Annotated in this window: 11 protein-coding genes; 10 read left to right on the top strand and 1 reads right to left on the bottom strand. The window is 64.6% G+C overall.

Annotated elements, in window-relative coordinates; all coding sequences use genetic code 11:
- Positions 1-27: 27 nt before the first annotated feature.
- Together eda and D3876_RS10110 are read left to right on the top strand one after the other, a co-directional pair.
- Complete coding sequence (gene eda, locus D3876_RS10115; RefSeq protein WP_119761885.1) at positions 28-639, top strand: bifunctional 4-hydroxy-2-oxoglutarate aldolase/2-dehydro-3-deoxy-phosphogluconate aldolase; 612 nt, start codon at positions 28-30, stop codon at positions 637-639.
- Positions 640-780: 141 nt separating this feature from the next.
- Positions 781-1,731 carry a class I SAM-dependent methyltransferase gene (locus tag D3876_RS10110; protein WP_182911974.1) on the top strand — a complete coding sequence of 317 codons (951 nt, stop codon included), beginning with the start codon at positions 781-783 and terminating at the stop codon, positions 1,729-1,731.
- 72 nt (positions 1,732-1,803) lie between these two features.
- Here D3876_RS10110 and D3876_RS10105 read toward each other — a convergent pair whose 3' ends face one another.
- Positions 1,804-3,426: an NAD(P)/FAD-dependent oxidoreductase gene (locus D3876_RS10105; protein ID WP_119761882.1), complete on the bottom strand. Its 1,623-nt coding sequence runs from the start codon at positions 3,424-3,426 to the stop codon at positions 1,804-1,806.
- Between the two features lie 168 nt (positions 3,427-3,594).
- Between D3876_RS10105 and D3876_RS10100 the strand changes: the two genes are divergently transcribed.
- The 8 genes from D3876_RS10100 to D3876_RS10065 all read left to right on the top strand — a co-directional run bounded on the left by D3876_RS10100 (position 3,595) and on the right by D3876_RS10065 (position 11,765).
- Complete coding sequence (locus D3876_RS10100) at positions 3,595-4,707, top strand: S-(hydroxymethyl)glutathione dehydrogenase/class III alcohol dehydrogenase (RefSeq protein WP_119761880.1); 1,113 nt, start codon at positions 3,595-3,597, stop codon at positions 4,705-4,707.
- A 167-nt stretch (positions 4,708-4,874) separates the two neighbouring features.
- A complete protein-coding gene (locus tag D3876_RS10095) occupies positions 4,875-5,258 on the top strand; it encodes a VOC family protein (protein ID WP_119761879.1) in 384 nt (127 codons plus the stop codon).
- Between the two features lie 2 nt (positions 5,259-5,260).
- The gene (gene fghA, locus D3876_RS10090) at positions 5,261-6,097 is read left to right on the top strand and encodes an S-formylglutathione hydrolase (RefSeq protein ID WP_119761876.1); all 837 of its coding nucleotides are present in this window, start codon (positions 5,261-5,263) and stop codon (positions 6,095-6,097) included.
- Entirely contained in the window at positions 6,094-6,516 is a 423-nt protein-coding gene (locus D3876_RS10085; RefSeq protein ID WP_119761875.1) for an NAD(P)H-dependent oxidoreductase subunit E, read from the top strand. The genes fghA and D3876_RS10085 overlap by 4 nt, the downstream gene beginning before the upstream one ends.
- Entirely contained in the window at positions 6,516-8,048 is a 1,533-nt protein-coding gene (locus D3876_RS10080; RefSeq protein WP_119761873.1) for an NADH-ubiquinone oxidoreductase-F iron-sulfur binding region domain-containing protein, read from the top strand. Before D3876_RS10085 ends, D3876_RS10080 begins: the two co-directional genes overlap by 1 nt.
- Positions 8,045-8,707, top strand: coding sequence for a molybdenum cofactor guanylyltransferase (locus D3876_RS10075; RefSeq protein WP_119761871.1), 663 nt, complete (start codon positions 8,045-8,047; stop codon positions 8,705-8,707). The genes D3876_RS10080 and D3876_RS10075 overlap by 4 nt, the downstream gene beginning before the upstream one ends.
- Positions 8,704-11,559 (top strand): formate dehydrogenase subunit alpha, encoded by a 2,856-nt coding sequence (gene fdhF / locus D3876_RS10070; RefSeq protein ID WP_119761869.1) that lies wholly within the window; start codon positions 8,704-8,706, stop codon positions 11,557-11,559. Before D3876_RS10075 ends, fdhF begins: the two co-directional genes overlap by 4 nt.
- Positions 11,556-11,765 (top strand): formate dehydrogenase subunit delta, encoded by a 210-nt coding sequence (locus D3876_RS10065; protein WP_420801953.1) that lies wholly within the window; start codon positions 11,556-11,558, stop codon positions 11,763-11,765. Before fdhF ends, D3876_RS10065 begins: the two co-directional genes overlap by 4 nt.
- Positions 11,766-11,872 lie beyond the last annotated feature (107 nt).

Raw genomic sequence — 11,872 nt, 5'->3', positions numbered from 1 at the left:
TGACATCAAAGCAGGAGCCCTGACACCATGAAGCCCATCGAAACCATCATGCGCACCGCGCCTGTCATACCCGTGCTCGTGATCGAGGACATCGCGCATGCGCGGCCGATCGCCGAGGCGTTGGTCGAAGGCGGGCTCAGGGTGCTCGAAGTCACGCTGCGCACCGAATGCGCGATCGATGCGATCAAGGAAATGGCGAAGGTAGAAGGCGCAATCGTCGGCGCGGGCACCGTGCTCAATCCCGACGACCTGAAGGCCGCGATCGACGCGGGTTCGCAGTTCATCGTCTCGCCCGGCCTCACCGAAAATCTCGGCAAGGCCGCTGTCGCGAGCGGCATCCCCTTCCTTCCCGGCACCGCGAACGCCGGCGATGTGATGCGCGGCCTCGATCTCGGGCTGACGCATTTCAAATTCTTCCCCGCCATGGCCAATGGCGGCACCCCCGCGCTCAAGAGCCTGACCGCGGTGTTCGGCAATTGCCGCTTCTGCCCTACCGGCGGCATCACCGAAGCGACCGCGCCCGACTGGCTTTCGATCGATCAGGTGCTCTGCGTCGGCGGAAGCTGGATCGTGCCCCAGGGCGCACCCGACGTCACGAAGATCACCGCCAATGCGAAAACGGCCGCAGCGCTGGCTTGAACGCTTCTGCTCCACATTGGCCGGGCCGCGCCCGGCCCCGAATCCTACGCAATCCATATGCCAGCCGTGTTCCGCACATCTTGAGCCAAAATGCGGACCAGCCCTAACTCCATGCGGCCAATGCCAATTGTGGAGTATCCTATGGCTTCCCACTCAGTTCTCACCCTGACTTCGCGCCGCAAATCGGGGGTGCATGCCGAAATTGCCCGCGCATATGATAGTGCCGGCGTCCATTATCTCACCTATGCCGACGGGCCAGGGCGCGACCTGTTCGATTTCGGCGGGCGCTATTCCTATGGCGACCGCAGGATCTGGACGGCGATCGAAGCGCGGCTCGTCGCGCTTGCCGAGGCGGGCTGCGAAACGCTGCGCGTACTGGACGTAGGATGCGGACCCGGCACCTGGTTGCGCCGCGTCGTCGCGCGCGCCTGGGCGCTCGGCATTCCGCAAATCGAGGCGCGCGGTTTCGACATTTCGGGCGAGCAGATCGCGATTGCGCGGATGCGCGCCAATGATCTGCGAGACTATGCGGGCCTACGCCTGCGCTTCGAAACCGCCGACATGACCGATCCGCTCCCCGAAGCGACGGGATCGGTAGACCTGTGCCTGTGCCTCAACGGCGTGCTCAACCATGTCGAGATGGAACACCAGCCTGCAGTGTCCGCCGAACTCGCGCGCGTCACGCGTGGTGCGCTGCTGGTCAGCGTGCGCACCGTAGGCAGCCAGCCCTCGATTTTCGTCGACCATGTCGAACGTGCCATCACATTCCGTCAGGACCATCGCACCAACCGGCTCGCGATCGACCTGGCCGACGGGCAGCATATCGAGTTCAGCTCGCACCTTTTCGCGGCACACGAACTCGACATGCTGTTCGCACCGCACATTGGCATCACCCGGCTGTGCGGCCTCGACCTGTTCCATAGCCGCTTCGCGCCCGATCCGCGCTGGAATCCCGAGGAGGGCGCAGAGGCCGATCCCTTTCATGCCGATCTCGAAAAACTCGAGCACGCCTACAGCACCGATCCGCACTTCATCGATCATGCGACGCACCTGCTGATGTTGGCCGAGCCACATAGCGCCGCAGAGCGTTGACCGGGCGGCGTGAGCATCACGCTACCCAAATGCCCGTCGCTTCTGCCTACGCGGAGCGGCGGGCCACCCGCGTCATCGTGCCATGATGCTGCGCGCTACCGCCTCGGCCGCCTTGATGCCGTCGATCGCCGCCGAAAGGATACCGCCGGCATAGCCCGCGCCCTCGCCCGCGGGGAACAGTTGCTCGACATTGAGGCTCTGGAAGTCCTCCCCGCGCGTGATCCGCACGGGTGACGAGGTCCGCGTCTCCACCCCCGTCATCACCGCATCAGGATGGTCATAGCGCGCGATCTTACGGCCAAAGACGGGCAAAGCCTCGCGAAACGCCTCGATCACGAAGGGCGGCAGGCATTGCGACAGATCGGTCATCGTCACGCCGGGCTTATAGGAGGGGATCACCTCACCCAGTTCGGTGGACGGACGGCTCGCAAGCAGATCACCCACCTTCTGTCCCGGCGCCCAATAGGAGGAGCCGCCGGCAATGAAGGCCAGATCCTCCCAATGCCGCTGAAGGGTGATGCCCGCCAGTGGTCCATCGGGATAGTCGCGCGCCGGATCGATCGCGACGACCAGCCCCGAATTGGCGTTGAACTCGGCGCGCGAATATTGGCTCATGCCGTTGGTGACGACGCGCCCTTCTTCCGAGGTCGCCGCGACCACGCGCCCGCCGGGGCACATGCAAAAGCTGTAGACCGTCCGCCCGTTTTCACAGTGGTGCGACAGGCTATAGGCCGCCGCGCCCAGATCGGGATGATTGACGCAATTGCCGAAGCGCGCGTGATCGATCCAGCTCTGCGGATGCTCGATCCTGACACCGATCGAAAAGGGCTTGGCCTCCATATGAACACCGCGCCGGTGCAGCATCTCGAATGTCGGCCGCGCGCTGTGGCCGACCGCGAGCACGACATGATCGGCCTCGAGGAAGCTGCCGTCGTGCAGTTGCAAACCCCGTAACCGCTGCTTTCCGTCGGCCAACCGTTCGAGTTCCAGATCGTCGACGCGCGTCTGCCAGCGATATTCGCCGCCCAGTTCCTCGATCGTCCGCCGCATGCTCTCGACCATGGTGACGAGGCGGAAGGTGCCGATATGCGGATGCGCTTCCCAGAGGATGTCGTCGGGCGCGCCCGCCTTGACGAATTCCTCCAGCACCTTGCGGCCGAGGAAGCGCGGATCTTTCACCCGGCAATAGAGCTTTCCGTCCGAAAAGGTGCCCGCGCCACCCTCGCCGAACTGCACGTTGGAATCGGGATTGAGCTCGGCCCGACGCCACAGGCCCCAGGTGTCCCTGGTCCGCTCGCGCACGATCTTGCCGCGGTCGAGGATGATCGGGCGGAAACCCATCTGCGCCAGGATCAGTCCGGCGAAAAGACCGCACGGCCCGGCGCCGATCACCACGGGCCGAAGCCCCGACCACCCCTCGGGCGCATGCGTCACGAAGCGGTACCGCATATCGGGCGTGGAGCGCACATCCTTGTCGCCCGCAAAACGCGCAAGCACCACCGCCTCGTCGGCAAGCTCGATATCGAGCGTATAGATGAGCTGGATCGCATTCTTGCGGCGCGCGTCGTTGCCGCGTTTGAAGACCGTCCAGCCGCGCAGTTCATCACGCGCGATGCCCAGCCGATTGCAGATCGCCTCAGGCATCGCCTCAGTAGCATGATCGAGCGGCAGGGCGAGTCCGGAAAGACGAAGCATGCACGCCCCCCTAAAGGCTGACGGCGCACACGCCAAGGCCGAGCAGGACGCACCCCCTGCCCGCGCTTGTTATACGACTGTATAAAATCCGGGTTCCGCTCTTGCCAAGTATACCCCATTGGCGGCAAGCAGCGGGAAACCTCATTCCATCCGAAAGGACCCGCGCCCATGAAGACCCGCGCCGCCGTCGCGTTCGAGGCGAAGAAGCCGCTCGAAATCGTCGAACTCGATCTGGAAGGCCCCAAGGCCGGCGAGGTGCTGGTCGAGATCATGGCGACGGGCATCTGCCACACCGACGCCTATACGCTCGACGGCTTCGACAGCGAGGGAATCTTCCCATCAGTCCTCGGCCATGAGGGCGCGGGGATCGTGCGAGAGGTGGGCAGCGGCGTCACCTCGGTCAAGCCCGGCGATCACGTCATTCCGCTCTACACCCCCGAATGCCGCCAGTGCAAAAGCTGCCTTTCGGGCAAGACCAACCTGTGCACCGCGATCCGGGCGACGCAGGGCAAGGGCCTGATGCCCGACGGCACGACGCGCTTCAGCTACAAGGGGCAGCCGATCTACCACTATATGGGCTGTTCGACCTTCTCCAACTTCACCGTGTTGCCCGAGATCGCGGTCGCGAAGATCCGCGACGACGCGCCCTTCCAGACGAGCTGCTATATCGGCTGCGGCGTCACCACCGGCGTCGGCGCGGTGGTGAACACCGCGAAGGTGCAGGTGGGTGAAAAGGTCGTCGTTTTCGGGCTGGGCGGCATCGGCCTCAACGTGATCCAGGGCGCCAGGATGGTGGGCGCGGACGTCATCGTCGGCGTCGATATCAACCCCGACCGTGAGGAATGGGGCCGCAAGTTCGGCATGACGCATTTCATCAACGGCAAGGGCAAGAGCCGCGAGGATGTGATCGCCGAGGTTCTGGCGCTCACCGATGGCGGCGCCGATTACAGCTTCGACGCGACGGGCAATACCGAGGTGATGCGCACCGCGCTCGAATGCTGCCATCGCGGCTGGGGCGAGAGCATCATCATCGGCGTCGCCGAAGCGGGCAAAGAGGTCGCGACGCGCCCCTTCCAGCTCGTCACCGGCCGCGTGTGGAAGGGCACCGCCTTCGGTGGTGCCAAGGGCCGCACCGACGTGCCCAGGATCGTCGACTGGTATATGAATGGCAAGATCGAGATCGACCCGATGATCACGCATGTGCTGACGCTCGAAGAGATCAACAAGGGTTTCGATCTGATGCATGCGGGTGAGAGCATCCGCAGCGTCGTGGTTTACTGAACAGCGTCGAGCCTCCCCGGACCGTCACCCTGAACTTGTTTCAGGGTCCATGAACATAGGCGGTGCAGGACATGACGAGACGGTGTTCGTGGATGCTGAATCAAGTTCAGCATGACGATTGAGTGGTAGATGCCGCAGAAGTAGCGGCTGACAAGGGAGAGGATGCCATGTTTTCACATGTGATGGTTGGTTCGAACGACATCGAAAAGTCCAAGGCCTTTTATGACGCCGTCCTCGGCACGCTGGGCGCGAAACCCGGCATGGTCGATGACAAGGGCCGCGTGATCTACATGCACAATGGCGGGCTGTTCATGATCTCGAAGCCGATCAACGGCGAACCCGCGTGCCATGCCAATGGCGGCACTGTCGGTTTCGCGGGAGCCTCCCCCGAACAGGTCGACGCGTGGCACGCGGCAGGCGTTGCCAATGGCGGCACCACTTGCGAGGACGCGCCGGGCATGCGCGAGGGCGGCTTCGGCAAGCTCTATCTCGCTTATCTGCGCGATCCCGCGGGCAACAAGCTCTGCGGGCTGTTCCGTCCGGCGCAGTGAGCATGACGCTCGATACGGTATCGACGAACAAGGCGTTCGGCGGAGTGCAGGGCGTCTACGCCCACGCCTCCGCCGAAACGGGTACGGACATGGTCTTCGCGGTCTATGTCCCGCCGCATGCGGAGGGCGCGAAGCTGCCAGTGCTCTGGTATCTTTCGGGGCTCACCTGCACCCATGCCAATGTCATGGAAAAGGGCGAATATCGGCGGATCTGCGCCGAGATGGGCGTGATCTTCGTCTGCCCCGACACGAGCCCGCGCGGCGAAAACGTTCCCGACGAAGAGGGCTATGACTTCGGCAAAGGCGCCGGTTTCTATGTCGATGCCACCGAGGATCCCTGGTCCGCCAATTTCCGGATGTATTCGTACATCACCAGCGAACTGCCCGGCATCATCGCCGCGAACTTCCCGGCCGACATGGACCGGCAGGGCATCACCGGCCATTCGATGGGCGGACATGGCGCGCTCACCATCGCGCTCAAGAATCCCGATCGCTTCAAGAGCGTTTCCGCCTTCGCGCCGATCTCCTCGCCACTCAACTGTCCCTGGGGCGAAAAGGCGCTAACGGGCTATATCGGCGCCAACCGCGCCGACTGGCGGCAATATGACAGCACCGCGCTCATCGAGGGCGGCGCTCGCGTGCCCGGAATCCTCGTCGATCAAGGCGATGCCGACACCTTCCTCGCCGATCAGCTCAAGCCCGCGCTGCTCAAGGCCGCGTGCGACAAGGCCGGGATTCCGCTCACGCTCCGCATGCAGCCGGGCTATGATCACAGCTACTTCTTCATCTCCAGCTTCATGGAAGACCATGTGCGCTGGCACGCGGAGCGGCTTGGTTGAACGCAGACGAACTCGACCGCATCATTGCCCGTCACGGGAAACGCGAAGGCCCGTTGCTTCCGATCCTTCATGATGTGCAGGATGCATTCGGCTGCGTCGATGAAGATGCGATCCGCGCGATCGCGCAGGCGCTGAACCTCAGCCGCGCCGAAGTCTATGGCGTCACGAGCTTCTACCATGATTTCCGTACCGTGCCCGAGCCACGCCCCGTCCTCAAGCTCTGCCGCGCCGAGGCCTGCCAGGCGCGGGGCAGCGAACGACTCGCCAAGTGGGCCATGGATAAAGCACGTGACCGCGTGGTGATCGAGCCCGTCTATTGCCTTGGCCTCTGTTCGGTCGGCCCCAATGCGATGATCGGAACCGATCTCCACGCGCGGCTCGACGAGCAAAAGCTCGGCGCGCTGATCGAGGCGCTGTGATGCGCATCCTGATCTCCGACGACGCGCTTGCGCTCGCCTGCGGTGCCGATGCGGTGGCCGAAGCCTTCGCCTACGCCGCTCCCAATGCCGAGATCGTCCGCGTATCGAGCTGGGGCATGCACTGGCTCGAACCGTTGGTCGAGATCGACGGCATCGGCTACGGCCCGATGACGCCGACGGACGTTGAGGCAATTATCCAGTGTCATTCCCGCGAAAGCGGGAATCCAGACGACGCTGGTGCGCGCTCAGATGCCCAACTGGATCCCCGTTTTCACGGGGATGACATTGAGAGGCTGTCGATCGGTCGCATAGCCGACCACCCCTTCATCACGGCGCAAACGCGCCTGACCTTCGCGCGCGCGGGCAGGACCCGCCCGCTCGACCTCGCGGACTATGAGGCGACCGGCGGCTGGAAGGGCCTTCGCGCAGCACAGGCGATGACGCCAGTGCAAATCGTCGAGGCAGTCACCGCCTCGGGCCTGCGCGGCCGCGGCGGCGCGGGCTTTCCGGCGGGCATCAAGTGGAAGACCGTTCTCGAAGCCCAGGGAACACGCAAGTATATCGTCTGCAACGCCGATGAAGGCGACAGCGGCACCTTTGCCGACCGGATGCTGATGGAGGGCGACCCCTATGTCCTGATCGAGGGCATGGCGATCGCTGGACTCGCCACTGGTGCGCGGAAGGGTTTCATCTACATCCGCTCCGAATATCCGCACGCGATCACGAAGATACAGGCTGCGATCGAGCGCAGTCGCGCGATCGTCGCACCCTTCGATATCGAGGTCCGCGTCGGCGCGGGCGCCTATGTCTGCGGCGAGGAGACGTCGCTGCTCAATTCGCTCGAGGGCAAACGTGGCGAGGTCCGCGCCAAACCCCCACTTCCGGCGCACAAGGGTCTGTTCGGCTGCCCGACCGTCATCAACAACGTGCTGACGCTCGCCGCCGTCCCCTTCGTGCTCGCCGAAGGGCCCGAGGCTTACGCCAATTACGGCATGGGTCGTTCACGCGGGACGATGCCGATACAGCTCGCGGGCAATATCAAGCACGGCGGACTGTTCGAGACCGCCTTCGGCGTCACACTGGGCGAGCTGGTCGACGAGATCGGGGGCGGCACCGAAAGCGGGCGCCCCGTTCGCGCGGTGCAGGTCGGTGGTCCGCTGGGCGCCTATTTTCCGCGCGCGCTGTTCGATACACCCTTCGACTATGAGGCCTTCGCCGCGCGCGACGGGCTGATCGGCCATGGTGGTGTAGTGGTGTTCGACGAAAGCGTCGACATGGCGCGCCAAGCAAAATTCGCGATGGAATTCTGCGCGATCGAGAGCTGTGGCAAATGCACCCCCTGCCGTCTCGGCTCCACGCGCGGCGCCGAGACGATCGATCGCATCATCGCGGGCGAGCACGTCGCCGCCAATATCGCGCTGGTCGAGGATCTGTGTGAGACGATGAAATCGGGCTCGCTCTGCGCATTGGGCGGCTTCACGCCTTATCCGGTGCTGAGCGCGCTGCATCATTTCCCGGAGGATTTCCGGTGAAGGTGCTGGGCGCGATCATCGCCGGCGGGCAGTCACGCCGCTTTGGCAGTGACAAGGCGCTCGCCAGGATCGGAGGCAAGACGCTGCTCGATCATGTCGCAGAAGCCCTCGCCGCGCAGACCGACGCACTGATCATCTGCGGCCGCGAATGGCCGGGGCTGATCTCAATCCCCGACCGGCCCGCTCCCGATCAGGGGCCCTTGGGTGGCCTTTGCGCCGCGTTGCGTTACGCCGCCGACAATGGCTTTGACGCCGTGCTCACCGCTGGGTGCGACACGCTGCCGGTGCCCACTGATCTGCTTTCCCTGCTCAACCCCTCCCTTCCAAGGGAGGGGCAAGGGGTGGGTGCCGGCGCCACGGCGCCGGCTGGCAAAGCCATTTTTTGTGCCAACGAGGCTCGCTCCGCTCGCCACCCACACCAACCCCTCCCTTGGAAGGGAGGGGCTTGTGTCCTCGAAGGCCAGCATATCTTCGGTCTCTGGCCCGCATCGCTCGCCGATGCGCTTGACCGGCATCTCGCTAGTCAGCCCGATCGTTCGATGCGTGGCTGGTTCGCCGTGAGCGGCGTGCGACAGGTTTCCTGCGACATCATATTCCACAATCTCAACACGCCTGAGGATTTGGCGCTATACTTGGCCCAGCAAGGATTGGCCGCATGACCTACACGCGACAGGCCGATTTCGGCACGCCCGCCTCGAACGCTGAGCAGACCGTCACGCTCAGCATCGACGGCCGCGCGATCACGGTGCCCGCAGGCACCAGCGTGATGCGCGCCGCCGCCGAGAACGGCACCGACATTCCCAAACTCTGCGCCACTGACAGCCTGGAGAGCTTCGGCTCCTGCCGCCTCTGCCTCGTCGAGATCGACGGCGCGCGCGGCACTCCCGCCTCATGCACCACGCCCGTTGCCGAGGGCATGGTCGTCCACACCCACACGCCCCGGCTCCAGCAGCTTCGCAAGGGCGTGATGGAACTCTATCTCTCCGATCACCCGGCCGACTGCCCCGATTGCACGACGGGCGAATGCGAGATCCGTGGACAAGCGCAGGCCGCGGGCGTTGATACCGTGCGCTACGGCCCCGGCGCCGATCATCTCGAGGTGCCGCTCGACTGCACCAACCCCTATTTCGACTTCAATCCCGCCGCGTGCATCGTCTGCTCGCGCTGCGTGCGCGCGTGCGACGAGGTGCAGGGCACTTTCGCGCTAACCATTGAAGGGCGCGGCTTCAAGTCGAAGGTCTCGGCGGGCACTGCCGATGATGATTTCCTGTCTTCCGAGTGCGTCTCGTGCGGTGCCTGCGTGCAGGCCTGCCCTACGGGCGCGCTTCAGGAAAAGGCGGTGGCCGAGATCGGCGCGCCCGATCGTTCGGCCATCACCACCTGCGCCTATTGCGGCGTCGGCTGTACCTTCCGCGCCGAAATGAAGGGCGATCAGCTCGTCCGCATGGTGCCGTGGAAGGAAGGCAAGGCCAATCGCGGGCATAGTTGCGTCAAGGGCCGTTTCGCCTGGGGCTATGCGACGCACCGCGAGCGCATCCTCAATCCCATGATCCGTGAAAGCATCGACCAGCCCTGGCGCGAGGTGTCGTGGGAAGAAGCCTTTGCGTATGCCGCTTCCGAGCTCAAGCGCATACAGACGCAGTACGGCCGCCTCTCGATCGGCGGCATCACCTCGTCGCGCTGCACCAATGAGGAGACCTTCCTCGTCCAGAAGCTCGTCCGGCAGGGCTTCGGCAACAATAATGTCGATACCTGCGCGCGGGTCTGCCACTCGCCCACGGGTTACGGGCTGAAGACCACCTTCGGCACTTCGGCCGGCACGCAGGATTTCGACAGCGTCGAGCATGCGGACGTCATGCTCGTGATCGGCGCAAACCCCACCGACGGCCACCCCGTCTTCGCCAGCCGGATGAAGCAGCGGTTGCGCGCCAAGAACGGTCAAGCGGGCGCGAAGCTGATCGTGATCGACCCGCGCCGCATAGACATGGTGCACAGCCCGCATATCGAGGCCGCGCACCACCTGCCGCTTCGCCCCGGCACCAATGTCGCGGTGCTGACGGCGATGGCACATGTCATCGTCACCGAAGGCCTCGCCGACGAGGCGTTCATCCGCGAACGCTGCGACTGGGACGAGTATCAGGACTGGGCCGATTTCGTCTCCCGGCCGCAGCACAGCCCCGAATTCCTAGCGCCCGTCACGGGCGTCGATCCGGCCGAGCTGCGCGACGCTGCGCGGCTCTATGCGACGGGCGGCAATGCCGCGATCTATTACGGCCTCGGCGTCACCGAGCATTCGCAGGGCTCGTCCACGGTGATGGCGATTGCCAACCTCGCCATGGCGACCGGAAACATCGGCCGCCCCGGAGTTGGCGTGAATCCCCTGCGCGGCCAGAACAACGTCCAGGGCGCGTGTGACATGGGCAGCTTCCCGCACGAGCTTTCGGGCTATCGCCATATCTCAGACGCCGAAACACGACGGCTCTTCGAACAGGATTGGGGCGTTCACCTCGATTCCGAGCCGGGACTTCGCATCCCCAACATGCTCGACGCCGCAGTCGATGGCGTATTCAAGGCGATCTACATCCAGGGCGAGGACATCCTCCAGTCCGATCCCAACACGTCGCACGTCGCCGCCGGCCTGAGCGCGATGGAATGCGTGATCGTCCACGATCTCTTCCTCAACGAGACCGCCAACTACGCGCACATCTTCCTGCCCGGCTCGACCTTCCTCGAAAAGGACGGCACCTTCACCAATGCCGAGCGCCGCATCCAGCCCGTTCGCAAGGTGATGGAGCCCTTGAACGGCCTGGCCGACTGGGAGGTGACGCAGGAGCTCGCGCGCGCGCTAGACCTCGACTGGAATTACGCCCACCCGTCAGAGATCATGGACGAGATCGCGCGCCTCACCCCAACCTTCGCCGGCGTCAGCTTCGCCAGGCTCGACGAACTCGGTTCGATCCAGTGGCCCGCCAATGATGCTGCGCCCAAGGGCACGCCCGTGATGCACATCGACGGTTTCGTGCGTGGGCTCGGTAAGTTCGTCGTCACCGATTATGTGCCGACCGACGAGAAGACGGGTCCGCGCTTCCCGCTGCTGCTCACCACGGGCCGTATCCTCAGCCACTATAATGTCGGCGCGCAGACACGGCGCACCGCCAACACCGCATGGCATCCCGAGGACCGGCTGGAGATTCACCCGCAGGATGCCGAGGATCGGGGCGTGCGCGATGGCGACTGGGTCCGCCTCGCCAGCCGCTCGGGCGAAACAACCTTGCGCGCGCTTATCACCGATCGCGTCGCCCCCGGCGTGGTCTATACGACCTTCCACCATCCCGCGACGCAGGCCAATGTCGTCACGACCGACTATTCGGACTGGGCCACCAACTGTCCCGAATACAAGGTGACCGCGGTGCAGGTGATCCCCTCCAACGGCCCGACCGACTGGCAGGAGGACTATGAGGCGCTCAGCGAACGCTCGCGTCGCATCGCCGGCGCGGAGGCGGCCGAGTGAACAGCCTCGAACGCCTGATCTACATGGCCAACCAGATCGCGCGCAATCTGGCGACCCAAGGCCCCGACGAGGCGGCGCACGCCACCGCCGATCACATCCTCAGATATTGGGACCCGCGCATGAAGGCGATGATCCTCGCCTATGATGGCGACGCGCTCGACGCGATCGCGCGCGCCGCGATCGAGCAGATCCGCCAGCCCGCCTGAACCCGCTTTCGGCCGGGCTTGCCGGCGGTGCAGCTCGCCTCTCCTGCCCCGCCCCGGACACTTGCCCCGATAGCGCGTACTGTCGCATGGCTGACTCGCAAAAAGGG

The sequence above is a fragment of the Sphingomonas cavernae genome, assembly GCF_003590775.1.
Classification (GTDB): domain Bacteria; phylum Pseudomonadota; class Alphaproteobacteria; order Sphingomonadales; family Sphingomonadaceae; genus Sphingobium_A; species Sphingobium_A cavernae.
Note: the sequence above shows the minus strand (reverse complement) of the source record. Positions and strands in the feature narration are given on the sequence as shown.